Genomic DNA, 23881 nt, shown 5'->3' with positions numbered 1-23881 from the left:
TTTTTATTTGTAATCATACGATCTCTGAATAAAACAGCCTGTATGAGGAAAAAATAGAAAGGATTACGATAATGGAGGTCTGCCACTTGAAACGTCATATATGTGCATTGTTTATTTTAATGATCCTTATCTCAATGGTTTCACCATCAGCGATAGCAAAAGAAAAAATTGAAAAACCAGGAGAAAAACAAACATCAGAATTGGCACACGAAGCCAAATCAGCGATCTTAATAGAACGTGACACGGGAAAGGTGCTTTACAACAAAAACAGCGATGAAAAGCTTGCACCCGCAAGTATGACCAAAATCATGACGATGCTTCTCATCATGGAAGCCATTGATCAGGGTAAACTAAAAATGACAGACAAGGTCAGAACGAGCGACTATGCAGCGTCCATGGGAGGGTCGCAAATCTTCCTTGAACCAGGAGAAGAAATGACCGTGAAAGAAATGCTGAAAGGCATTGCGATTGCTTCAGGTAATGATGCTTCAGTTGCCATGGCAGAGCATATTGCAGGATCTGAAGAACAGTTCGTTGAGCAGATGAACAAAAGGGCGAAAGAGCTTGGCCTCACCTCAACAGTCTTTCAAAACCCAACAGGACTTCCTGAAAAAGACCATTACAGCACAGCTCACGATATGGCAATAATGGCAAAAGAGCTGTTGAAATACGAACAAATCACCAAATTCACAGGTGTCTACGAAGACTATCTCCGGCAAAACACAGATAAAAAATTCTGGCTTGTCAACACAAACCGTCTAATTAAATTTTATCCAGGGGTCGATGGGGTGAAAACAGGTTTTACAGGTGAAGCGAAATACTGTTTAACTGCATCTGCTAAAAAAGGTAACATGCGCGTCATTGCGGTTGTCTTTGGCGCAAGCACGCCGAAAGACAGAAACGCTCAGGTAGTCAAAATGTTAGATTACGCATTTAGTCAATATACGACTCATCCGCTTTACAAAAGAGGGCAAGATGTGGCGGAGGTCAAAGTGAGCAAAGGGAAAAAGAAAAACATTCAGCTCGTTACTTCTGAACCGATCTCCCTTTTAACGAAAAAAGGCGAAAATGTGGATCAGATCAAAAAAGAAATCAAATTGTCTCATGATGTCAAGGCTCCATTTTCAAAAGGAACGGAACTTGGTACGATCGTCTTGAAAAAAGATGGAAAAGTGCTGCATGAAAGCCCTGTAGAAGCAAAAGAAGGAATGGAAAAGGCAAGCGTTTGGACTTTCTTCAAACGGGCGATGGCTGATTTCGTAAAATGGAAATAAAAGGCGAAAGGCTGCTGTAATTGGCAGTCTTTTTGCTATGAGGAAAAGAAAAGAACATCTAAATGTGACGAATGGTCACTAGTTTTGTCATGGTGAAGGATTTACTTTATATAAAAGAGAAACACTCTTTATCCGAAATTAGAGCAAGGAGGAATAAAAAATGAGCCTTGGTATTGATTTTCAAGTAAAAGAGAGCGTACTTTGCATTCGGTTAACAGGAGAGCTCGATCATCACTCCGCAGAAACATTGAGACAAAAGGTGACGAATTATTTGGAAACAGAGGACATTCGCCACATTGTGCTGAATCTAGCTGATTTATCGTTTATGGACAGCTCTGGACTCGGAGTGATTTTAGGAAGATATAAGGAAATTAAGCAGCTTGGCGGGGAAATGGTCGTCTGTGCCATCTCGCCAGCGGTGAACCGGTTATTTGATATGTCTGGCTTGTTTAAAATCATTCGGATGGAGCCTTCAGAACAAACGGCTTTGCAAACATTGGGGGTGGCATCATGAGAAATGAAATGAACCTGACTTTTTCGGCATTAAGCCAAAATGAATCGTTTGCGAGGGTGACAGTCGCGGCATTTATCGCTCAGCTTGATCCGACTTTAGATGAATTAACAGAAATCAAGACCGTCGTATCTGAGGCAGTGACAAACTCCATCATCCATGGCTATGATGGGAATCCAGATGGCAAGGTGCATATCCATGTCACATTAGATGATCATGTCGTTTACCTCACCATCCGTGATGAAGGTATGGGTATTACCGATCTTGAGGAAGCAAGACAGCCGCTTTTCACCACAAAACCAGACTTAGAGCGCTCTGGCATGGGCTTTACCATCATGGAGAATTTTATGGATGATGTCATGGTGGACTCATCTCCAGAAATGGGCACGACCATCCGTTTAACAAAGCATCTATCAAAAAGCAAAGCGCTTTGTAATTAAAGGAGCTGCTCATATGGATGTGGAGGTAAAAAAGCAAGCTAAAAAAGCCCAGCTGTCAAATGATGAAGTCAAAGAGCTCATCAAAAAAAGCCAAGACGGTGATCAGCAAGCAAGAGACCTCCTCGTAGAAAAAAACATGCGTCTTGTTTGGTCCGTTGTTCAGCGCTTTTTAAATAGGGGATATGAACCAGATGATCTATTTCAGATTGGCTGTATTGGACTGCTGAAATCTGTTGATAAATTTGATTTGTCATATGATGTAAAGTTTTCAACGTACGCCGTCCCTATGATCATTGGAGAAATTCAGCGATTCATTCGGGATGATGGAACGGTCAAAGTCAGCCGTTCATTAAAGGAACTCGGAAATAAAATTCGGCGGGCAAGGGATGAATTGTCTAAGTCTCATGGAAGAATGCCGACCGTTCAGGAAATTGCCGAATACCTTGATATCACACCAGAGGATGTTGTTCTCGCCCAAGAAGCAGTGCGCTCGCCATCATCCATTCATGAAACGGTGTATGAAAATGATGGGGATCCGATTACATTGCTTGATCAAATTGCCGATCATTCTGAGGAAAGATGGTTTGACAAAATCGCACTGAAAGAAGCGATCAAGGAATTAGAAGAACGGGAAAAACTTATTGTGTATTTAAGGTATTATAAAGACCAGACACAATCTGAGGTTGCAGAGAGACTTGGCATTTCACAAGTACAAGTCTCACGGCTTGAAAAGAAAATTTTAAAACAAATCCAAATGCAAATGGATCAAAAAGACAGCTAGCCAATTCGGCTGGCTTTTTTTGTGTGGTAATTACCGGTAAATCAAGTTCTATCAGTATGAGAACCATTTTTCACCACATACTATTTTTAACCCATCGTATAGGAAGTGACTTGGATGGACGGACAAATCTTTATTCGGCTGCGCCATCGAATCAAGACCGGTATTGATCAGCTCATTTATTTAGAGGATATCGCCCAAATCACTGGTGATGAGTTTGCTGTGCAAAAGCTTAGTAAAATGCCGGTGTATCATGTCAGCAAAAAGGATCGTCACATCGCCGTTCTTGATATCATGCATGTCGTCAAAACGATCAAAAAAACGTGGCCAGATATCGACATTCAAACCGTTGGCGGCTCTGAGGCCATTGTTGAAATTGATACAGGCAAACGCCAGCTTTCTCCCGTTTTATTTGTGTTTGTATGGCTCCTATTATTTGTTGGAGCGGCGCTTGCCATTATGAATTTCCACGAGGATGTCAGTATGCGTCTCGTTCATATCCGCCTATATGAAATGATCACAGGGAAAACGGTTGAGCATCCGTATTTATTACAAATTCCATATAGCTTTGGACTCGGTTTTGGCATGATTTTGTTTTTCAATCATGTATTTAAAAAGCGTTTAAATGAAGAACCAAGTCCGCTCGAAGTGGAAATGTTTAAATATCAGCTCGATCTCGATCATTATGTCGCACTCAATGAAAATAAAGAAACATTGAAGGATATCCATGATCGGTAAGTGGCTTTTTGTCGTACTCGTTGGACTTGGCGGCGGTTTAACGGTCGGAGCAGGATTTGTGGCTTTTCTTACAGTGCTTGGCATCATTCCCCGCTTAATGCAATTAACCAAAACGCAGCGCTTCATACAAGGGTACGAGGCGGCTGTTATTAGCGGGGCGGTTGTTGGCGGCTGGGCCACCTTAAGTCAAATACATCTTCATTTAACCAAATGGCTGGCGATGCCGGTCGGTCTTTTATCAGGCATCTTCGTCGGCATGCTTGCAGCTGCACTCACTGAAGTATTAAATGTACTTCCTATATTAACGAAAAGAATTGGAATGGACGGGAAAATTGTTTTGCTGCTCATGGCCATCGTCTTAGGAAAGGTATTTGGTTCACTATTTCATTGGCTTATTTATATTTAATCAATTGGAGGGAACAACACGTGTCGAGTTTAAAAGAGAACTATCCATCTAAGGTGAAAACGTATCAGCCCAAACCTCCTTATGTCCTCAACTGCATTAAGGCGTTTTTAGTTGGCGGTTTAATCTGTCTGATAGGGGAGGGGCTGCAACATTTCTATATCCACTTTTTTGATTTTAACGAAAAGACAGCAGGGAACCCGACAGTGGCGACCCTCATTTTAATTTCTTCTCTATTAACGGGTATCGGTATTTACGATAGAATCGGCCAGTTTGCTGGAGCCGGATCAGCTGTCCCGGTGACAGGCTTTGCTAACAGTATGACAAGTGCTGCCCTTGAGCATAAAAGTGAAGGGCTTGTTTTAGGTGTTGCCACAAATATGTTTAAACTCGCTGGGAACGTCATTGTATTTGGTGTCGTTTCGGCATATGTCGTAGGGATCATTCGATACGTCTTGGAAAAGATGTTTTCGTAGGAGGAATGAAAGGTGAAACTAACAGGTAAACAATCTTGGGTATTTGAGCACAAGCTTTATGTCAATGCAGAAGGAACTGCTGCAGGACCGAAAGAAAAAGAAGGCCCGATTGGTCATTTAATTGATAAAACGTACGATGAAATGCACTGTGATCAAAAGAACTGGGAAATGGCTGAAAGGAAGCTCATGGATGATGCGATATCAACCGCTTTATCAAAAGCAAATTTACAAAAAAGCGATATTGATCTTTTGCTGGCTGGAGATTTACTCAACCAGAACGTCACAGCAAACTATGTGGCAAGAGAGCTGAAGATCCCGTTTCTCTGCTTGTTTGGGGCATGCTCGACTTCAATGGAATCGGTCGCCATTGCGTCAGCACTCATTGATGGCGGCTTTGCAAATAGAGCCATCGCAGCAACAAGCAGTCACAATGCGACTGCAGAACGCCAATTTCGTAATCCGACAGAATACGGGGGACAAAAGCCAGATACAGCAACAAGTACAGTAACTGGTGGCGGAGCCGTTATTATCAGCCAAGAACCCTCTCAAATTCAAATTACGAGCGCAACGGTAGGCAGGGTCATGGATCTTGGCATTACAGATCCATTTGATATGGGATCGGCCATGGCACCAGCAGCGGCAGACACCATCAAGCAGCATTTAGAAGACTTAGGCAGAACAGTAGATGATTACGATTTGATTTTAACTGGAGATTTATCAGGCATTGGTTCACCAATCTTAAAGGATCTCTTGAAAGAAGAAGGCATTCAGCTTGGGCGAAAACACGATGATTGCGGTTTAATCATCTATACACCCGACCAAAACGTATTCGCTGGAGGCAGCGGCTGTGCTTGTTCAGCGGTTGTGACATTTAGTCATATTTTTCAAGAAATGAAAGCAGGGAATCTGCAAAGAGTACTCGTTGTGGCAACCGGGGCGTTACTCAGCCCAATGATGGTTCAGCAAAAAGAGACCATTCCAACCATTGCGCACGGTGTCGTATTTGAGCGTGCAGGAGGAGAGAGCTAATGGATTATCTTATCGCTTTTGTGGCAGGCGGACTTATTTGCGTCATTGGCCAGCTTTTGCTAGATGTACTCAAACTCACGCCTGCACATGTCATGACTACTTTTGTTGTGGCAGGTACCATTTTAGACGGATTCGGTATTTATGATAAATTTATTGAATTTGCAGGCGCGGGCGCAACCGTACCAATTGTCAGCTTTGGTCATAGCTTGCTTCATGGGGCCATGCATCAGGCAGATGTGCACGGATTCATCGGCATCGGTATCGGTATCTTTGAATTAACCTCTGCTGGAATATCAGCTGCGATTTTATTTTCATTTATTATCGCACTTATCTTTAAACCGAAAGGATAACCGAATATGGGGCAAAGACGGAAAGTCATTTTAGTGACAGACGGAGATATATATGCTGCCAAAACCATTGAGCTTGCCGCTAAAAACGTTGGCGGACGATGTATTTCCAGCTCAAAAGGAAATCCAAGCAAACGGACAGGACCTGAACTTGTTCAGATGATTTTAAAAACGCCGTATGATCCAGTCTTTGTGATGTTCGATGATTCTGGACTGACAGGTGAAGGAACAGGCGAGACAGCGATGAAACATGTGGCGCGCCACCCTGAAATCGAAGTCATTGGAGCGATTGCAGTTGCATCCAAAACGCACCAAGCCGAATGGACAAAGGTCCATGTCTCCATTGACAGGGAAGGTGAACTGACAGAATACGGTGTCGACAAACACGGTCTTCCCGAAATGGAGCCCCATAAAATGAGCGGTGATACAGTGTATTGTCTTGACTCCCTCAATCTTCCATTAGTTGTCGGTATTGGAGATATTGGCAAGATGGGACGGAAAGATGATCTGAGCAAGGGATCTCCAATCACGATGAAAGCAGTGGAATTAATATTAGAAAGGAGTGGTTTCCATGAAGAAAGACAAGGTAAACGTGTACCGAGACCCGAAGAAAAATGAAGATTACTTCAAGGAAAATGTCGGAATGGGTCTCAGCTTTGACCTTGGTGTTCGGAAAATTTATATACACGATCAGGAAATCCAGCTTTACTATGTAAACGGATTGTGTGATACACAGTATATTATCTACTTATTAAAAGAGCTAATCGAAATCAATGACAACGAACCTGAATCCGATGATCTTGCACATGTAGTCGAGAACCGCCTCGTCAATCAGCAGGTCTCCAAGGTAGAAACGTTGGATGAAGCAGTGGATCAAGTACTGTCTGGGCTTGTAGCAGTCGTTGTAGAAGGTGAAAACTACGCCTTTATCATTGATGTTAGAAGCTATCCTGGCAGAATGCCTGAGGAGCCGGATACAGAAAAGGTGGTCAGGGGAGCAAGGGACGGATTTGTTGAGAACATTATTGTGAATACAGCACTTATTCGAAGAAGAGTGCGGGATGAAAAGCTGAGATACAAAATGCTCAAAGTAGGCGAACGTTCAAAAGCGGATGTTTGTGTTTGCTATATTGAAGATATTGCAGACCCTGACTTAGTAGATATTATAGAAAAAGAAGTATCAGGAATCAAAGTCGATGGGCTGACGATGTCTGATAAAACGATTGAAGAATTTATAATTAAGCAAGGATATAATCCCTTTCCGCTAGTGCGTTACACCGAGCGTCCGGATGTCGCTGCTAACCACATATTAGAAGGGCATGTCATCATCATTACGGATACATCCCCTAGTGTCATCATTACACCAACCACTATTTTTCACCACGTTCAGCATGCAGAAGAATACCGCCAGGCGCCTGCCGTTGGTACGTTCCTAAGATGGGTACGCTTTTTAGGCATTTTATGTTCTACCTTTCTTTTGCCGATTTGGTTTCTTTTTATTCTCGAACCAAATCTCCTGCCTGACAATTTAAGCTATATTGGGTTTAACAAACCTTCTCATATCCCTGTCATTCTCCAAGTATTTCTTGCTGATTTCGGGGTGGAGTTTTTAAGGATGGCAGCCATTCATACGCCAACCGCATTGTCGACCGCCATGGGGTTGATAGCAGCTGTTTTAATTGGACAAATCGCTATTGATGTCGGTTTATTTACACCAGAGGTCATCTTATACGTCTCGCTGGCAGCGATCGGTACCTTTACAACGCCAAGCTATGAGCTGAGTGTCGCCAATAAAATTGTAAGACTCATCATCCTAGCACTAGTGGCGATCTTTAAGCTGAATGGACTCATCATTGGTTTTACGTTGTTAATCATTTATTTAACATCCATTCGTTCATTACAGACGCCTTATATGTGGCCGTTCATTCCTTTCAATGGAAAGGCTTTGTGGCAAGTGCTGATTCGGACGTCTGTTCCTGGCTCAAAAGTAAGGCCGAGCATCGTTCACCCTCAAAACAGATCAAAAATTCCGCCAAATTCTTAACGCTCATTGAAAGTGGCTGAAGATTGTGATATTGTATTTTTAACTTTGAGACACGGCAAAAGGCAGCTCACGCAGCTGCCTTTTTTCAGCCGAAGTGGAGAAAGAGGGAATGACATTGTATTTACACGGCACTTGCAGACAAAATGAACTCGGTCATTTAGAAATTGGTGGTGTTGATGCTGTTTCTTTAGCTGAAACGTATGGGACACCACTTTATGTATATGATGTGGCTTTAATACGGGAGCGCGCAAAAAGCTTTCAAAAAGCATTTATAGAAGAAGAATTAACGGCACAGGTAGCATATGCGAGTAAAGCATTTTCCTCCATCGCCATGTTTCAGCTTGCCAAAGAAGAAGGATTATCTCTTGATGTCGTATCAGGCGGTGAGCTTCACACAGCCATTTGCGCTGGATTCCCAGTAGAAAAAATTCATTTCCATGGCAATAATAAAAGCAGAGAAGAATTAAAAATGGCTTTAGAGCATGGGATCGGCTGTATTGTTGTGGATAATTTCTATGAAATGAAGCTCATTGAACAGCTTGGTCAAGAGCTGTCAAAAAAAGTGAAAGTATTGCTCCGCATCACGCCTGGTGTCGAAGCGCATACGCATGATTACATTACGACAGGTCAAGAGGATTCAAAATTTGGCTTTGATCTTCACAATGGACAAGCAGATGAAGCGGTGAAACAAGTGCTTGGGTCAGAAGTGATCGAGCTTTTAGGTGTTCATTGTCATATCGGTTCACAAATTTTTGATACGGCTGGTTTTGTCCTTGCAGCCGATAAAATCTTTTTGAAGCTGGATGAATGGAGAGAATCATTTGGTTTTATTTCTACAGTATTAAACTTAGGCGGCGGCTTTGGGATTCGTTATACAGAAGAGGATGAACCACTTCCTGCGACAGAATATGTCGAAAAAATTATCCAAGCTGTGAAAGAGAACGTGGCCCGCTACCAGTTCGATATGCCAGAGATTTGGATAGAACCAGGCCGTTCTCTTGTTGGAGATGCAGGGACGACTCTTTATACGATCGGATCATCAAAACATGTACCTGGCATCCGTGATTATGTAGCGATAGATGGCGGAATGAGTGATAACATTCGTCCAGCTTTATATCAAGCGAAATATGAAGCCGCAAGTGCCAACAAAATGAGCCAAACGCATGATCAAACGGTTTCAATTGCCGGGAAATGCTGTGAAAGCGGAGATATGCTCATTTGGGATATCGATCTGCCAGAATTATCACAAGGGGATTTATTAGCTGTCTTTTGTACCGGAGCTTACGGCTATAGTATGTCAAACAACTATAACCGTATCCCGCGCCCAGCTGTTGTGTTTGTAGAAGACGGGGAAGCGCAGCTTGTGGTTGAGCGTGAAACATATGAGGACATTGTGAAACTTGATTTACCGTATCAATCAAAAGTGAAATCATCTACTTAAAAAAAGCCGCCTGGAGTTCAGGCAGCTTTTTTTCATGAATTATTTTCCTCCAGTGAATACAGAAACGATCGCATTCCAAATGGAGACAAAGAAATCCCAAATCTTTTGAAGAAGGTTTTTCCCTTCATCCGATTCTATGAATTTAGTAATCTTGTCTTTTGCTTTATCAATTTGAGATCCTACTTGATTCCAATCGATATTGATGTTTTTCATTTTATCAAATAGCGAGACAAGCTGATCTTTTTGATCCTGCGTCAGATTTAAGTTCAAATCAGAAGCAGCCTGATCCACTTTTTCTTCTACTTCTTTTGTGGTTTTAGGGACACCGTTTTTTGCAATGTCATCTTTGATTTTTGCAATAAGGGCAGAAGCGTTATCTTTCCCGATAGAGTCACCCAATTTAGAAGTTGTCACAAGCTCTTCGTTTGCCACCTGCTTCACATCTTCTGGAATGGCTTTGTCGCTTGACACCTCATACGCTTTTAGTAAGCCCGTCAGTGCGGCTGTACCAGATACTTCAAATGGAGCAGTCACGACAACCTTGGCATCTTTGACACCTGCTGTCATTAAAGCATTTAAATACATCTCATCTGTAATGGTCTTGATGTTGTGTGTATCCACAGTGAGACCTGTACCTGATTTTTCAATGGTGATCGATGAAGATGATAATGCTCTCGTCCCGATAGAAGAACGAGGGATGTATTTTCCTAAATATTCGTGCTCTTCTTTATTGGTTACTTCAATTTTTGTCGCATTTTCAGGTGGATTCAACTCGTCAAGCACCTTCTGGCGATCAGCCGGTGTTAAGTCTTGCCCGAGTGTGACGATGACATCGCCGACAGCTGCATCCGCTAAGCTGACTTTTGGCGCACCAATTAGGAAAAGGAGCGCTGCCATCATACCAAGCATCATTTTTTTAAACATGTTGACCTCCTTCAAGTCGAAAGCGTTCCCCTTTCAAGAGAAACTTTAGCTTTTGAGTACACGTAAAGTAGTGCACTCCATCATATAGACGTAACAAATTGGCTTGACGTTTCAATTTTCTTTTTAAGATGTGTTCCTGTTCCGATAAATGAAGACATGTCATTTAGTCAAATATCATTTTATTAGGAAAAAAGAATCAAGCAACCCTATTTTATCAATCATCAGCTAAGAGGTAAATGACAATCGAAGAGCAGGGGATGTTTAACATCACCGAAAATGTGCTATAATGAGCGTTGTTTAACCTGAAAGGAGAATGTGAAAAATGGCGAAAAAAGGATACATACAATTAACGAATGGAAAGAAAATTGAGTTTGAACTTTACCCAGAGGCTGCTCCAGGTACAGTAGCAAACTTTGAAAAATTAGCGAATGAAGGCTTCTACGATGGATTAAAATTCCACCGCGTGATCCCAGGCTTCGTCAGCCAAGGCGGCGACCCAAACGGTAATGGAACGGGTGGTCCTGGTTACACAATTAAATGTGAAACAGAAGGAAATCCACATCAGCACGAAAGAGGTTCATTATCAATGGCACATGCTGGTAAAGACACAGGCGGCAGCCAATTCTTTATCGTACATGACCCGCAGCCGCACTTAAACGGTGTTCACACTGTTTTTGGCAAGGTAACATCTGGTATCGAGGCTGTACTTGATATGGAGCAAGGGCAAGGCATGGAAAAAGTTGAAGTTGTAGATGCTTAATCTAAAACACCGCTTAATCGCGGTGTTTCAGCGTGTAGACAAACCCTTGCATTCGGTGTCAGGTCTGCGCTCCGGTACTCACGAATGTTAAATTCGCTCCGTTCCAGTGCTCGCCCTTCCTAGACTTCAAAGGTTTTCAAACACGCTGAAAAGAAGACAAAGGGCTAAAATCAAGTTCATTTTAGCCCTTGTCAACAATAAAAAACACCGCTTAATGGGACTGACCCCCGTTTTTGAGACAGGGATCAAAACACCTTTATACAGCCAATTGCCGATAGTTGATCGGTGATTGGTTGTTTAGTTTTGTTTGAATACGAATGTTGTTATAATAATAAATGTATTCTTTGACAGTGCGTTCTACGATGGTGGTCGTAGTTCGATCAATGCTGTTAAGATAGAACGTTTCAGACTTTAGCGAGGAATGAAACGATTCGATGGAGGCATTATCAGCGGGCGTCCCTTTACGGGACATGCTCATGGTAATGCCTTTTATATGAACAGCTTTCTGATACTCGTAAGATGTATACACAGAACCTTGGTCGCTATGTAACACACAGTTTTCAGGCAGTGCTGGGAGCTGATCAAGTGTGTTTAAAATAAAGTCTGTGTCCTGCTTATCACCAATCGTAAACGCAATCACTTCTCCATTATATAAATCCAATATACTGGAAAGGTACAATTGTTTCTGTCCATAAGGCAAATACGTGATGTCCGTTACTAGTTTTTCAAGAGGACGATCAGACTGAAAGTTCCGATCCAGTATATTACCGGCCACGGCATAGGGCTGCCCATTCTTCTTACGCTTTTTCATTTTAACCCGGCACTGCCACTGGTTTTTCTGCATGATACGTTGAACAGTTTTATGGTTAATACGCATTCTCACTTTTAGTAAGGCTGTGATTTTTCGGTATCCATATCGATACTTGTGCTCTCGGCACAACGTGCCGATTTGCTTCTCTAGTTGTTTTTTAGAATGATTCTGAGTCAGATCTTTTTTCCATCTATAGTACGAAGCGCGAGAGATGCTTAAATGGACACAAATGTCCTGTACTGTCATCATTTTGCACAATTCTTCTACTAGTTTGATTGACGTTTCCTTATCAACTTCCTTTCCAATTCGTTGTACTTTTTTAAAACTTCATTCTGTTGACTCAGATAGCGATTTTCTGCCTGCAGTCTCTCTAATTCGGAAGAGTACTCGGGACCCTTTCTATGGGTATATTGTTTTCCAACAGGCTGTTCAAACCGGTGTGTATCCCCAGCCTTATGCCACCTCACCCATGTCTGAACCTGCGTTTTATTTGTGATATTCAATTCCCGCAAGATCTCTTTCATTGATACGCCTGCCAATCTCATTTCTACAGCCTTCTGTTTGACTTCAACCGGATAACTCACTCTTGTCCCCATAGAAAAAACACCTCCATGTTTTATTTCGGATCACAACGATCCGTTTTCAAACTTGAAGGTGTTTTTTATTTGTCTCATCTTATGGGGTCAGTCCCTAATCGCGGTGTTTTTTTATTTTGTTTGTGAGACGACTGTGATTTGTTTCGTTAGGCGGTAGGTGATGAACCAATACAAAATGGCGAAAGCGCTGATAGAGGCACCAAAGAGACATACTCCGCTCCAGCCGTAGGTCGCGTATATACTGGTTGAAACAATTGAACCGGTCGCACTGCCGATGGAGTAAAAAATCATGTAAGCCGCAGTAAGCCGGCTTCTCGCCTCAGCCCGTACTGTAAAAATCATACTCTGATTGGTCACATGAACTGCCTGCACAGATAGGTCAAGAATGATAATGCCAATGACTAATGCAATAAGTGAATGTTCAGTCAAACTGATGAAAAACCATGAAATGAATAATAGGACAAGGGATATACCAGTAGTGAACTGTCCAAAACCTCGATCAGCAAGGCTGCCAGCCCGAGCAGCCCCTAACGCTCCGGCTGCTCCAGCAAGACCAAATGCGCCAATTGCAGTATGTGAAAGAGAGTATGGCGCAGTACTGAGAGGCAGTACGAGTGAAGTCCATAACGTACCAAAGACGATAAAAATCAGAAGAGCCAAAATCCCCCGGATGCGCAGGATTCGTTCTTGTATGAACAATATAAACATTGAACGAAGCAGATGAACATAGGATAATGACTCTCTTTTGCTGACATCACGCGGGAGCACTCGGAACAATACGCCAGTTAGGATAAGCATGATGACGGCAGAAACAAGATAAACAGACCTCCAGCCAGCAAAATCGGTTAATACACCAGCAAAGGTTCGAGCGAGAAGAATGCCGGTTACGATTCCACTTTGCACCAAGCCGACTATACGGCCGCGTTCTTCTGGAGCAGCCCAACTTGCTGCAAACGCAACGAGTACCTGAGTGACTACAGCGAGCAGTCCGACCACTGCTAATCCTAGAAATAGGACGGTGACGATAGGAGCGATGCCGACTAGAATGAGGGCAAGCACAGATAAAAGCATCTGACCGATAATGAGCCGTCGTCGATTCAACAGATCACCAAGCGGTACTATCAGTAGCAGCCCCGCCGCATAACAAAGCTGAGTAATCGTAATGACAATACCAATGGATGAATACGTGATACCGAACTCGTCTGCCAGTGAATCTAGTAACGGTTGTGCGAAGTATATGTTTGCAACAGCCATCCCGCACGCTGCTGCAAAAAGTAGTGCCATATAGTGACTCATCTTTGATTCAGGTTTTAATCGAAAATTCATATCAGGATGATCTCTTGGAGTCATTTTATCTTTAACCATTCATTGCATCCTCTCCTTTTTGTACTAAAAAGTATAATATATCGATAGGTATAAAATAATTCCTGTTAATGATAACCAACGAAATATTTTAAAGTCAAGAGTTTCATCCAGTTATTCTAAGTTGATCTTGATTAAAGAAAGACAGTTTGACAATTTTACATGAATAAAATAAAATTATAATGTACTGATTGGTAATAAAAAATGATATCCTTACAAATAAATGAATAATTGTTTTGGTGAAATGATTTTATTGTTGAAAAGAGGAATTGATGATGGTTCGACAGCGTGAGTTTGATGAGGAAAAAGCGTTGGATGATGCAATGGTGCTTTTTTGGGAAAAGGGGTATAGAGCTACAACGTTAAGCGATTTGACTGCAAAAATGGGAATACAGCGGCCAAGCTTATACTCAGCCTTTGGAGATAAAGAGGAGTTATTTGAGGCTGCATTACGTAAATATACAAAGCAGCATGCAGCCCGCATTCGAACAAAACTTCAAAACAATCAATCTGTAAAGGAAGCATTTCATTCACTATTTACAGATGTAGTGGAAGAGGAATATAGAGATGGCCCGAGTAAAGGCTGTTTTTGCATTAATACGATAGTGGAGCTTGCTCCACACGAAGAGAAATTTGAAATTCTGACAAGAGAGCATCAGATGTATCTTTCGGTCATATTTGAAGAAAAGATTGTGCAAGGTATTCGCTCGGGTGAGCTTGAAAGCAGCTTGAATGCTAAAGCCTTAGCACAGACACTGGTCGTTTCTTTCATCGGGCTTACCGTCTTCATGAAGTCACGTCCAGAGCGTTCATTTGTAGATCATTCTGTAGCGACGATCCTATCCAATTTAAAATAAAATGGACAACACGCTATGACAGCTTCCATGAAAAAATCATCAGCATAGTGAAAGCGTATTTGATCCATTACATCAAAATACGCTTTTTCTTATAGGGCAGTCATGCACAGAATGTATTTTTATGATATGATAGGAGAACAAACATTCGTATTTGCGGGGTGCCAGCATATCAGATGCAAATGAAGAAATTGGAAAGAAAGAAGGGGATACTTTGAAACCACTCACAAAAGAAGAGAAAAATCAAATGACGATGGCCATTCAGCGTTATTTTGCTGAAGAACGAGAAGAAGAGATTGGTGAATTAGCAGCCATTAATATACTAGAATTTATCACAAAAAACCTTGGAAGCTACTACTATAATCAAGGGGTTCGCGACAGCCGCAGCATCGCTGTTCAGCGGTCACAATTGTTAGAGGAAGACTTATTTGCACTCGAAAAAAGAATATAATGAAAAGCTTGCAGTATGGTGTGTTACGAACTAATAAACAGAAAAAAGACCCCCTTAATAAAGAACGCATATTCGTATCATATGTAATGATTAAGAGGTGGAACCAAAGGGCCATCTGAATCGTTATATAAGTAACCATTAATGAAAATCAGCTTTTTTGGTTTTATTTCAATAAAAGAAGGAATAAAACATACAAATAGGCGAAGTGCAGATGATGGAGGTTCTAAATATGGGGAAAATTAAATTAAAAATTGCGATCTTATTTGTTTTACTGCTTTGTTTAGGCGCAGGTTATTTATACATGAATGGCATGAAAATTGAAGATGTGCCAACAGCCATTGGCGAAAGCTTAACAAATAATGATAAAGATTACACCATCTATGAATATACCATTACGAAAATTGATGGAGATGAATATTACGGTCAAGCGAAGAATGGCACAAAAATCATTTTTAATGGTAAGAAATTTGAAGATGATGTGGCTGATCTGAAAAAAGGCGATCGTATTAAAGCCTACTTTAGTAATGAAAAAAGAATAGATGGACTGATAAAAGTAGTAAAAGTCGTAAATTAACATGTCTCCTTTCCTATAAGGAGGCTTTTTTTGTGTGAAGAAATCTTGATTGTTGCATTTGACAACAAGGATCGCTATAATAGCCCCTAAGGACAGCTAAATATCGATTGTATCCTTCGGGGCAGGGTGAAAATCCCGACCGACGGTAATAAAGCAAATGCTTTACAGCCCGTGACCCGTTAATTTATTAACGGTTGATTCAGTGAAAAGCTGAAGCCGACAGTGAAAGTCTGGATGGGAGAAGGATAAAGAAAGCTATGAACGAAAAATATTTGTTGATCATAGTCTTATTTCTGATGCAAAAAAACCACAGCCCCGGAATTTTTTCCGGGGCTTTCTGTATGATTTTGTCGTTAATAGACTGCATGCAGTGTTTATTAGGTGATCCCTCATCTACCTTGTATGGACCATAAAAAGCGACGAAGGTGCTCAATCGATCACATGTCCCTAACATCGCTTTTTTTAAAAGTGAGAAATACAAATGAAACGAAAGGGAGGATCACATGTTTACGGGGATAATTGAAGAAGTTGGCACCGTTCAGTCATTAAGTAAAAAGTCAGCAGATGCCATGGAAATTGTCATTACATGCAGCCGTGTGCTGGAAGATGTTCACCTCGGAGACAGTATTGCCATTAATGGAGTATGTCTCACAGTCACTAGCTTCACAAAAGAACAGTTCGCGGCAGATGTGATGCCAGAGACGGTCAAAGCGACATCGCTGGATCAGCTGACAAAAGGCAGTCCAGTGAATTTAGAGCGAGCCATGTCCTCAAATGGACGATTTGGCGGCCATTTTGTCTCAGGTCATGTTGATGGAACGGCTGTCATTACCCGGATAGAAAAGAAGAGTAATGCCATTTACTATGATTTAAAGATGAACAAGACCCTCACAGATATGCTCACCCAAAAGGGTTCGATCGCAATAGATGGTGTCAGCTTGACCATTTTCGATTTGCGAGATTCACATGTCACAGTCTCTATTATTCCTCACACGCTTGAAGGAACTATTTTCCCGACTAAATCTATGGGGGATATCGTGAATATAGAGTGTGACATGATCGGTAAATACATTTATCGCTTTTTAACAAAAGAGCAGAGCGAAAAACAGCCATCTCGATTGACCCCATCATTTCTAAAAGAGCACGGATTCTAGGAGGCGATTGTATGTATCATTCCGTTGATGAGGCAGTAAATGCCCTTAAACAAGGAGAAATCATTATCGTAGTGGATGATGAAGACAGAGAAAATGAAGGAGACTTTGTGGCACTTGCTGAGCATGCCACACCTGAGGTGATTAACTTCATGGCTTTACATGGAAGAGGCCTCATTTGTACGCCAGTCCATGCGTCGATCGCCAAACACCTGAATCTGCATCCAATGGTTGAACATAATACGGATGCACACCATACAGCGTTTACAGTAAGCATCGACCATGTGACAACGACGACTGGTATTAGTGCTTTTGAGCGCTCCACGACTATGCTGGCCATGTTAAATAAAGACGCAAAACCAAAAGAGTTTGCCCGACCAGGACATGTTTTTCCGCTTATTGCAAAAGAGGGCGGCGTACTAGAAAGACCAGGTCATACAGAGGCGGCGGTTGATCTTGCTAAACTGGCAGGCTCAGAACCAGCGGGTGTCATATGTGAAATTATGAATGCAGATGGATCAATGGCGCGCGTCCCTGAACTAAAGGAGATCCAAAAACAGCATGATTTAAAGATGCTGACAATCGAAGCATTACAGACATATTTAAACAACAATCGAACAGCCGCTATTGAAACAAAATAAAAATCACAAAAAAGGATGATCAACATATGAATACAATACAAGGTCATGTAGTAGCAGAAGGACTAAAATTTGCAATCGTTGTAGCGAGATTCAATGATTTTATTACAAGTAAACTGTTAGATGGAGCAGAAGATACATTACTCAGACACGGAGCAAATGGTGATGATATCGATGTTGTGTGGGTACCAGGCGCTTTTGAAATCCCGTACATGGCAAAAAAATTAGCAGAAACCAAAAAATATGATGCAGTCATCACACTTGGAACCGTGATCAGAGGGGCAACGACTCACTATGATTACGTTTGTAATGAAGCTGCTAAAGGAATTGCTCAGAGTGCTATGTCAACAGGGGTACCGATTATCTTTGGTGTACTCACAACAGAATCTATTGAACAAGCCATTGAAAGAGCTGGTACAAAAGCAGGAAATAAAGGCAGCGAATCGGCTGCAGCTGCTATTGAAATGGCGAATCTCAATCGAACGTTCTCTTAATTTAGTGAAAAAGAGTTTAAAAACGGTATAAAAATGTTTATAATGTGTGATGAGCAAATGAATCATAAGACATTTGCTGGAAATTAGGATAATTTGAATATTGAGGGGTATATATGTTAATTCGTTACAAGAGGTCTTTTGAAAAAATTGCCATGGGGCTTCTGTCCTTTATGCCGGGTGAGAAAGACGTCAAACAGCTTCAGCAGACGATGAAGTCATATGAAATGGATGAAGATCGGCAGCTGTTCCTATGGAAAGATGGCGAGGATATTGTAGGTGCTATTGGTGTGTTGAAAACAGACGACCAAGTACAAATTGAGCATATTAGTGTGAATCCATCCCATCGTGATCAAGGAATCGGCAAGGAAATGGTTTTAGCCGTGGAAGAAATATTTAAAACCAAAACACTCATTCCAAATGAATTAACGCAAGGCTTCTTTCATAAGTGTCACAGCGAATCAAATTAAATATCACACATGTAAAAGCAGAGGCTACAGTCCTCTGCTTTTTTTACGTTCAATCTGCTTTTTTCGTTCCAGCAAAACTTCTGTCCGGTCACGGAGTCTATGTTTTTCGATTAAAAATGTATGGGATAAGTTGCTTTCCTGTCCAAAGAGCAGTCCTTCTTTTTGGGCCATTTCTTGGCATAAAGAAAGAAGTGCTTCATCTTTGATCGGCAGCATCACACTCTCATAGGGCATGTCTTCATCCATCTTCTTTTTCAGCGTTCGCAAAAGCAACAGAAATGCCTCATCATCCAGACCGAGATTCGATAATACTGAACGGTTTGCTTCTAACAAATGAAGACTGTTAGAAATGAGCCTTTTTGCTCCTTTTCCATTTCCCCGTCTTTGATGATACAAGGCAACAGCGAGCTGAATGAGCCCGACCCAATATTCTTTGCGCTGCTCAGGGGGATCTTCCTTCCAATATTCCTCTAGAATTTCATGACACTCAAAATAATCTCTTGTTGTATGAAATTCGTGTAAAAAAGCCACGTACGCTTCAGGATACACAGCGGTCATCTCCTTTTCCACTTTCAGTCTAACATATTGAAAAGAAAAGAAGAAAGAGCGTCCCTTTTGTGAAAAGGACGCTCTGTTTCTTTAATAAACCCAAGCCGCGCCAACGATGATCAGCAAGATGAAAAGCACGACAATAAGCGCGAATCCTCCGCCGAAGTTATAGCCATCTCCCATAATGATACGGCCTCCTTTTTCATCAGTTCTGATTACAATGGTATTCTATGTATAAATGCCCTTATTGGTTTGGGCGGATCCACTGTTTTTCTTGATTTGCCCAAGGCATCATGGCCGAAATTATATTGGACGAGAGCTTTATCCTGTCTTATACTAAAGGTTAGCCGGTGAAACGGTACTTAGAAGACAGTAGAAATGGTGAGAAAAAGATGCTGGAATATCAGGTGAAAATAGATTCGTTCGAGGGTCCTTTGGACTTGCTTTTACATTTAATTAACCGGTTGGAAATTGATATTTATGATATTCCCGTCGCTAAAATTACGGAGCAGTATTTATTATATGTCCACACGATGAGGGAGCTTGAGCTCGATGTTGCGAGTGAATATTTGGTCATGGCTGCAACCCTCCTGAGTATTAAAAGCAGAATGCTTCTTCCGAAACAAGAGGAAGAGCTGTTTGATGAAGACCTGCTCGAAGAGGAAGAGGATCCTCGAGAAGAGCTGATTGGCAAATTGATTGAATACCGCAAGTATAAAAATGCAGCGCAAGAACTAAAGGAACGCGAAGAAGAAAGGCAAAATGCCTTTACAAAACCACCGAGTGATTTAAGCGAATTTGCAAAAGAATCAGAAGCGAAGGACACAAATTTACACGTAACGGTGTATGATATGTTAGGTGCGTTCCAAAAGGTATTAAACAGAAAGAAAATAACGAAACCAGCACCATCAAAGATTACAAGACAAGAAATCCCGATTGAAGACAAAATGAATGAGATTATGAACCATTTAAGAAAAACAAAAAAGCGGACCAATTTCATGACTCTATTTCAACATGATCAAAAGGAACACCTTGTCGTGACGTTTCTTGCTGTTCTCGAATTGATGAAAAGCCATCAAATCATGCTAGAGCAGGAAGGGAACTTTGAAGACATTTATATCATAGGGAGTGAAACGATTCATGACGCTTGATATCGTGAATTGGAAAGCCATCTTAGAAGCGCTGCTGTATGCAGCAGGTGACGAAGGCTTAACAAGAAAACAGCTCATGTCTGTTCTTGAAGTAGATGAGTCGGTATTACTCGACATTATGTCTTCCGTAAAGGAAGAATATCAAAAACAAGAACGAGGGATTGAGCTCATTGAATATGCAGATTCATATATGCTGCTGACGAAAAAAGAATACAGCATGTATTTAAAAAAATTAGTTGAGACACCATCCAAAGGTTTATCGCAGGCAGCGCTGGAGGTGCTTGCCATTGTTTCTTATAAACAGCCGATTACACGCAGTGAGGTAGAGGAGATTAGAGGCGTCAAATCAGAGCGTGTGCTTCATAGCTTAGTAGCCAAAGCATTGCTCTGTGAAGTAGGACGTGCCGATGGCCCGGGACGAGCAATTCTTTATGGGACAACCCCGACCTTTTTAGAGCAATTTGGCTTAAAAGCGTTAGATGAATTACCACCGCTTCCAGAGAATGTGGAAGCAGATGGTGTGCAAGAAGAAGCTGATCTATTTTTTGAAAACTTCAATCAAACATTTGAAGATATAAAATAGTTCAAACGAAGGAAAAATGTATGATAAAATATAAAAAAGATTTTAGGTCTAAAATCTTTTGATGACAGATAAAATGGTGACAAAGCCATGAGGGGAAGGTAAACAAGAAACAAATGGCACATATGAATGTAAAGGCTCAAGTTGATCAAGCAGGCGTCTTTTTATCAAAGGTTGCAATTGAAATGAATGGTTTTCTGAACGAAGCCACCTTATCAAGCTTGAAACAATTAAACCCCGAAGCGGAAGCCTATTATTGTGACATATTGAGTACATTACGGAAGCTTGCAGTGTACAGCGAGGATGCAGCAGCAGTTTGCAGGAAAATGGGGCAGCAGCAGACATTTCCGCAGCAAGCCGCACAGCAGATGCTTCACCGTATTTATCATCAATGTATTGAAGAATTTTTCACGCCGAAAAAGGATACATGGTATGAAGACAGCCGTTCGGCCTATACAGGAAAAAGCAGCATTGTTTTTCACCATGAAGTATCCGCTGATATGAAACAATTATTTTCTTCATTAGAAAAAGACTTTTTAGCGATGAGAGAAGAGCTGGAATATACGACTTCTCATCAGCAAGTGAAAATGGTATAAGTAAGTCGAAGAAGCGTCTCTACATGTAGAGGCGCTTTTTTTTATGGACGAGGCATCATAACTTTTTCAGCTGAGCATACACTTGTACAAAACGGACAAGGACGTGAATGAACATGCCCTATTTAAAAATTGGAACAGCAGTCCTTCTTCTATTTACACTCTTACTGCCTTTTTCCTCACATGCCAAAGCAGACATTTCGTTATCAGTGAGTGCAAGAAGTGCCATTTTAATAGATGGACAGTCAGGCAGAGTCCTATTTGGAAAGGACGAGCACGAAAAAAGAAGAATCGCCAGTATTACAAAAATCATGACGGCTGTATTAGCTATTGAATCAGGAAAAATGAAAGATACCGTCAAAGTATCAAAACGTGCGATTCAAGCGGAGGGCTCATCCATTTATTTAAAGGAAGGGCAGAAGGTGAGCTTAGAAGATTTGATATACGGGCTCATGCTGCGTTCTGGAAATGATGCAGCTGTTGCCATTGCAGAGCATGTTGGCGGCAGCTTAGAAGGCTTTATTTTTATGATGAATCAAAAGGCGGCTGAACTAGGAATGGAGAATACGAACTTTCAAAATCCGCACGGACTCGATGATCATAAAAATCATTATTCATCAGCCTATGACATGGCGATCCTAACAAAATACGCGATGAAACATAAACAATATCAAAAAATTGCTGGTACGACTTTCTATAAAGCAAAAACAATGGAAGGCTATTGGAAAAATAAAAACAAGCTGCTTACCGGTTTATACGAATATTCAACTGGAGGGAAAACAGGATATACAAAACTTGCAAAACGTACACTCGTCTCCACCGCTGCAAAAGGGGATGCTGAGCTGATAGCTGTGACCATTAATGCGCCGGACGACTGGAAGGATCATATCTCTATGTTTGAATATGCATTTGATCACTACAAAACGTATGTGCTTGCTGAAAAAGGAAGACTTGCTTCGTTAAAAGGGAGCTTTTACGAAAAAAAAGCGTTTATCAAGCGTGATGTGGACTATTTTTTAAATGAAGATGAGAAAAAACTTGTCAAAATTGAAACAGAAATGCTCACCCCTAAAAAGAAATGGAAAAAAAACGCCGAAGCCATCCCGGATGTTGTAGGGAAAATGACAATTTTATTAGATGGACAGGTGATCGAGCAATTACCGATTTTTTATGAAAATAAACGAAACCGCATACCTCAGAAAAGCTTTCAAGAAATGTTTAAGTCTGTCTTTCAGACATCTATAGGCGGATCTTCATGGTCAATCTAATTTGGGTGTTTCTCACTGTCATCGGTCTTGTCTATGCGATGTTTAATGGAACGATGCAGGAAGTGAATGAGGCTGTATTTAAGGGCTCAAAAGAAGCGGTTACTATTTCAATTGGTCTGATTAGTGTCCTCGTTTTTTGGCTCGGGCTCATGAAGATTGCCGAAGAGGCAGGGCTGTTAAATTTCTTTAGTAAATTGTGCCGGCCCTTTATTTCAAAGCTATTCCCGGATATTCCGCCTAATCATCCTGCAATGGGGTATATTTTGTCCAATCTCATGGCGAATTTCTTTGGTCTTGGGAATGCCGCTACACCGCTTGGGATTAAGGCGATGGAGCAGATGAAAGCATTAAACGGCGGAAAAAATGAGGCAAGCCGTTCTATGATTACATTTCTAGCGGTCAACACGTCCTCTATCACACTTGTGCCAACAACCGTCATTGCTATAAGAATGACCTATGGGGCAGATCAGCCAACAGACATTGTAGGACCAACCATTTTAGCAACACTCATTTCAGGAATCGGAGCAATTCTCATCGATCGTTATTTCCACTATCGCAGAAGCAGGCGGGGGTGATCTTGTGGCATTTATTAACTGGCTGTCTCTTGCTTTGATTCCACTGATCATCGCAGGGATTTTGATTGCTGGAACCATTAAAAAGGTACCAACCTATGAAACATTTGTGGAGGGAGGGAAAGAGGGCATTCAAATTGCCTTTTCCATCATTCCCTATTTAGTCGGCATGCTTGTAGCTATTACGATATTCCGTGCGTCAGGTGCGCTTGATTTTGTTATGGGACTTTTAAAACCAGTCTTTACAGCGATTGGTTTCCCTCCCGAAGTCGTTCCACTTGCGTTTATTCGTCCGATATCAGGAACGGCTGCACTTGGGATGACATCAGACTTGATAGCGACGTATGGTCCAGATTCTTTTATTGGCCAGCTCGCGGCAGTCATGCAAGGGTCAACAGACACCACCCTTTACATTTTGACGGTTTATTTTGGAGCAGTCGGTATTAAAAAAATGGGAGATGCGCTAAAAGTAGGTTTGTTAGCAGATCTCATTGGTGTCATTGCATCTGTGATTATCGTCAGTTTGTTATTTAGCGGCGCCTAATCAGGCGCTTTTTTGTATTTCATGGATGGAAAATCGCTTTTTAGCTGAAATTAGACAGACG

31 protein-coding genes and 1 riboswitch are annotated in these 23881 nt (G+C 41.5%); of the genes, 26 read left to right on the top strand and 5 right to left on the bottom strand.

Annotated elements, in window-relative coordinates:
- The first annotated feature begins 119 nt into the window (after nucleotides 1-119).
- The 12 genes from NSS76_RS10875 (at nucleotide 120) to lysA (ending at nucleotide 9481) form a co-directional block, all read left to right on the top strand.
- Nucleotides 120-1274: a D-alanyl-D-alanine carboxypeptidase family protein gene (locus NSS76_RS10875; protein ID WP_370880883.1), complete on the top strand. Its 1155-nt coding sequence runs from the start codon at nucleotides 120-122 to the stop codon at nucleotides 1272-1274.
- Between the two features lie 160 nt (nucleotides 1275-1434).
- A complete protein-coding gene (gene spoIIAA, locus NSS76_RS10870) occupies nucleotides 1435-1788 on the top strand; it encodes an anti-sigma F factor antagonist (RefSeq protein ID WP_024422866.1) in 354 nt (117 codons plus the stop codon).
- Nucleotides 1785-2225 carry an anti-sigma F factor gene (spoIIAB, locus tag NSS76_RS10865; RefSeq protein ID WP_024422865.1) on the top strand — a complete coding sequence of 147 codons (441 nt, stop codon included), beginning with the start codon at nucleotides 1785-1787 and terminating at the stop codon, nucleotides 2223-2225. The genes spoIIAA and spoIIAB overlap by 4 nt, the downstream gene beginning before the upstream one ends.
- A gap of 13 nt (nucleotides 2226-2238) precedes the next feature.
- Nucleotides 2239-3006: an RNA polymerase sporulation sigma factor SigF gene (gene sigF / locus NSS76_RS10860; RefSeq protein WP_024422864.1), complete on the top strand. Its 768-nt coding sequence runs from the start codon at nucleotides 2239-2241 to the stop codon at nucleotides 3004-3006.
- A 114-nt stretch (nucleotides 3007-3120) separates the two neighbouring features.
- Nucleotides 3121-3741 (top strand): stage V sporulation protein AA, encoded by a 621-nt coding sequence (locus tag NSS76_RS10855; protein ID WP_024422863.1) that lies wholly within the window; start codon nucleotides 3121-3123, stop codon nucleotides 3739-3741.
- Nucleotides 3731-4147, top strand: coding sequence for a stage V sporulation protein AB (locus NSS76_RS10850; RefSeq protein ID WP_024422862.1), 417 nt, complete (start codon nucleotides 3731-3733; stop codon nucleotides 4145-4147). The genes NSS76_RS10855 and NSS76_RS10850 overlap by 11 nt, the downstream gene beginning before the upstream one ends.
- A gap of 20 nt (nucleotides 4148-4167) precedes the next feature.
- Nucleotides 4168-4620 carry a stage V sporulation protein AC gene (spoVAC, locus tag NSS76_RS10845; RefSeq protein ID WP_024422861.1) on the top strand — a complete coding sequence of 151 codons (453 nt, stop codon included), beginning with the start codon at nucleotides 4168-4170 and terminating at the stop codon, nucleotides 4618-4620.
- Between the two features lie 12 nt (nucleotides 4621-4632).
- Entirely contained in the window at nucleotides 4633-5649 is a 1017-nt protein-coding gene (spoVAD, locus tag NSS76_RS10840; protein WP_024428061.1) for a stage V sporulation protein AD, read from the top strand.
- Nucleotides 5649-5999, top strand: a complete 351-nt coding sequence (gene spoVAE / locus NSS76_RS10835; RefSeq protein WP_007501045.1) for a stage V sporulation protein AE — start codon at nucleotides 5649-5651, stop codon at nucleotides 5997-5999. The genes spoVAD and spoVAE overlap by 1 nt, the downstream gene beginning before the upstream one ends.
- A 6-nt stretch (nucleotides 6000-6005) precedes the next feature.
- The gene (locus NSS76_RS10830; RefSeq protein WP_024422859.1) at nucleotides 6006-6614 is read left to right on the top strand and encodes a stage V sporulation protein AE; all 609 of its coding nucleotides are present in this window, start codon (nucleotides 6006-6008) and stop codon (nucleotides 6612-6614) included.
- Nucleotides 6568-8040 (top strand): spore germination protein, encoded by a 1473-nt coding sequence (locus NSS76_RS10825; RefSeq protein ID WP_029708045.1) that lies wholly within the window; start codon nucleotides 6568-6570, stop codon nucleotides 8038-8040. The genes NSS76_RS10830 and NSS76_RS10825 overlap by 47 nt, the downstream gene beginning before the upstream one ends.
- A gap of 115 nt (nucleotides 8041-8155) precedes the next feature.
- Complete coding sequence (gene lysA, locus NSS76_RS10820; RefSeq protein WP_024428064.1) at nucleotides 8156-9481, top strand: diaminopimelate decarboxylase; 1326 nt, start codon at nucleotides 8156-8158, stop codon at nucleotides 9479-9481.
- A gap of 39 nt (nucleotides 9482-9520) precedes the next feature.
- Here lysA and NSS76_RS10815 read toward each other — a convergent pair whose 3' ends face one another.
- On the bottom strand, nucleotides 9521-10405 hold the full coding sequence (locus tag NSS76_RS10815; RefSeq protein ID WP_024422856.1) for a DUF1002 domain-containing protein: 885 nt from the start codon (nucleotides 10403-10405) through the stop codon (nucleotides 9521-9523).
- Nucleotides 10406-10727: 322 nt separating this feature from the next.
- On the opposite strand from NSS76_RS10815, the gene NSS76_RS10810 reads away from it, so the two are divergent.
- Entirely contained in the window at nucleotides 10728-11165 is a 438-nt protein-coding gene (locus tag NSS76_RS10810) for a peptidylprolyl isomerase (RefSeq protein WP_008359679.1), read from the top strand.
- 256 nt (nucleotides 11166-11421) lie between these two features.
- Here the strand turns inward: NSS76_RS10810 and NSS76_RS10805 are convergent.
- A protein-coding gene (locus NSS76_RS10805) for an IS3 family transposase (protein ID WP_341082176.1) occupies nucleotides 11422-12572 on the bottom strand; the annotation gives its coding sequence in 2 pieces (ribosomal slippage) (nucleotides 11422-12299 and nucleotides 12299-12572; 1152 coding nt in all).
- A gap of 111 nt (nucleotides 12573-12683) precedes the next feature.
- Nucleotides 12684-13937: an MFS transporter gene (locus NSS76_RS10800; protein WP_341082173.1), complete on the bottom strand. Its 1254-nt coding sequence runs from the start codon at nucleotides 13935-13937 to the stop codon at nucleotides 12684-12686.
- A 272-nt stretch (nucleotides 13938-14209) separates the two neighbouring features.
- Here NSS76_RS10800 and NSS76_RS10795 point away from each other — a divergent pair, with 272 nt between their 5' ends.
- From NSS76_RS10795 to NSS76_RS10765, 7 genes are all read left to right on the top strand, one after another.
- Nucleotides 14210-14791 carry a TetR/AcrR family transcriptional regulator gene (locus NSS76_RS10795; RefSeq protein ID WP_341082170.1) on the top strand — a complete coding sequence of 194 codons (582 nt, stop codon included), beginning with the start codon at nucleotides 14210-14212 and terminating at the stop codon, nucleotides 14789-14791.
- Between the two features lie 211 nt (nucleotides 14792-15002).
- Nucleotides 15003-15239 (top strand): DUF2164 domain-containing protein, encoded by a 237-nt coding sequence (locus NSS76_RS10790; protein ID WP_024422853.1) that lies wholly within the window; start codon nucleotides 15003-15005, stop codon nucleotides 15237-15239.
- 229 nt (nucleotides 15240-15468) lie between these two features.
- Complete coding sequence (locus NSS76_RS10785; RefSeq protein ID WP_008344451.1) at nucleotides 15469-15813, top strand: hypothetical protein; 345 nt, start codon at nucleotides 15469-15471, stop codon at nucleotides 15811-15813.
- Nucleotides 15814-15921: 108 nt separating this feature from the next.
- Nucleotides 15922-16063, top strand: a riboswitch (FMN riboswitch).
- Nucleotides 16064-16316: 253 nt separating this feature from the next.
- A complete protein-coding gene (gene ribE, locus NSS76_RS10780) occupies nucleotides 16317-16967 on the top strand; it encodes a riboflavin synthase (protein ID WP_024422851.1) in 651 nt (216 codons plus the stop codon).
- A gap of 11 nt (nucleotides 16968-16978) precedes the next feature.
- Entirely contained in the window at nucleotides 16979-17605 is a 627-nt protein-coding gene (ribB, locus tag NSS76_RS10775) for a 3,4-dihydroxy-2-butanone-4-phosphate synthase (protein WP_341082169.1), read from the top strand.
- Nucleotides 17606-17631: 26 nt separating this feature from the next.
- Nucleotides 17632-18096 (top strand): 6,7-dimethyl-8-ribityllumazine synthase, encoded by a 465-nt coding sequence (gene ribH, locus NSS76_RS10770; protein ID WP_029706184.1) that lies wholly within the window; start codon nucleotides 17632-17634, stop codon nucleotides 18094-18096.
- Between the two features lie 113 nt (nucleotides 18097-18209).
- Nucleotides 18210-18563 (top strand): GNAT family N-acetyltransferase, encoded by a 354-nt coding sequence (locus NSS76_RS10765; protein ID WP_024422850.1) that lies wholly within the window; start codon nucleotides 18210-18212, stop codon nucleotides 18561-18563.
- A gap of 24 nt (nucleotides 18564-18587) precedes the next feature.
- On the opposite strand, the gene NSS76_RS10760 is transcribed toward NSS76_RS10765, so the two are convergent.
- Together NSS76_RS10760 and NSS76_RS10755 are read right to left on the bottom strand one after the other, a co-directional pair.
- The gene (locus tag NSS76_RS10760; RefSeq protein ID WP_172881387.1) at nucleotides 18588-19112 is read right to left on the bottom strand and encodes a DUF309 domain-containing protein; all 525 of its coding nucleotides are present in this window, start codon (nucleotides 19110-19112) and stop codon (nucleotides 18588-18590) included.
- A 90-nt stretch (nucleotides 19113-19202) separates the two neighbouring features.
- Nucleotides 19203-19295, bottom strand: a complete 93-nt coding sequence (locus NSS76_RS10755; RefSeq protein WP_012010430.1) for a YjcZ family sporulation protein — start codon at nucleotides 19293-19295, stop codon at nucleotides 19203-19205.
- Between the two features lie 209 nt (nucleotides 19296-19504).
- On the opposite strand from NSS76_RS10755, the gene NSS76_RS10750 reads away from it, so the two are divergent.
- From NSS76_RS10750 to NSS76_RS10725, 6 genes are all read left to right on the top strand, one after another.
- Nucleotides 19505-20263, top strand: coding sequence for a segregation/condensation protein A (locus NSS76_RS10750; protein ID WP_024422848.1), 759 nt, complete (start codon nucleotides 19505-19507; stop codon nucleotides 20261-20263).
- Nucleotides 20253-20846 (top strand): SMC-Scp complex subunit ScpB, encoded by a 594-nt coding sequence (scpB, locus tag NSS76_RS10745; RefSeq protein WP_024422847.1) that lies wholly within the window; start codon nucleotides 20253-20255, stop codon nucleotides 20844-20846. The genes NSS76_RS10750 and scpB overlap by 11 nt, the downstream gene beginning before the upstream one ends.
- A 113-nt stretch (nucleotides 20847-20959) precedes the next feature.
- Nucleotides 20960-21439 carry a YpuI family protein gene (locus tag NSS76_RS10740; protein WP_039179631.1) on the top strand — a complete coding sequence of 160 codons (480 nt, stop codon included), beginning with the start codon at nucleotides 20960-20962 and terminating at the stop codon, nucleotides 21437-21439.
- Nucleotides 21440-21552: 113 nt separating this feature from the next.
- Entirely contained in the window at nucleotides 21553-22704 is a 1152-nt protein-coding gene (locus NSS76_RS10735; RefSeq protein WP_341082164.1) for a D-alanyl-D-alanine carboxypeptidase family protein, read from the top strand.
- Nucleotides 22692-23279 carry a nucleoside recognition domain-containing protein gene (locus NSS76_RS10730; RefSeq protein WP_126681634.1) on the top strand — a complete coding sequence of 196 codons (588 nt, stop codon included), beginning with the start codon at nucleotides 22692-22694 and terminating at the stop codon, nucleotides 23277-23279. Before NSS76_RS10735 ends, NSS76_RS10730 begins: the two co-directional genes overlap by 13 nt.
- Before the next feature lie 4 nt (nucleotides 23280-23283).
- Nucleotides 23284-23820, top strand: a complete 537-nt coding sequence (locus NSS76_RS10725) for a spore maturation protein (RefSeq protein WP_024422843.1) — start codon at nucleotides 23284-23286, stop codon at nucleotides 23818-23820.
- The last annotated feature ends 61 nt before the right edge of the window (nucleotides 23821-23881 follow it).

This window comes from Bacillus sp. FSL R5-0654 (assembly GCF_038008745.1).
Classification (GTDB): Bacteria; Bacillota; Bacilli; order Bacillales; family Bacillaceae; genus Bacillus; species Bacillus safensis.
Note: the sequence above shows the minus strand (reverse complement) of the source record. Positions and strands in the feature narration are given on the sequence as shown.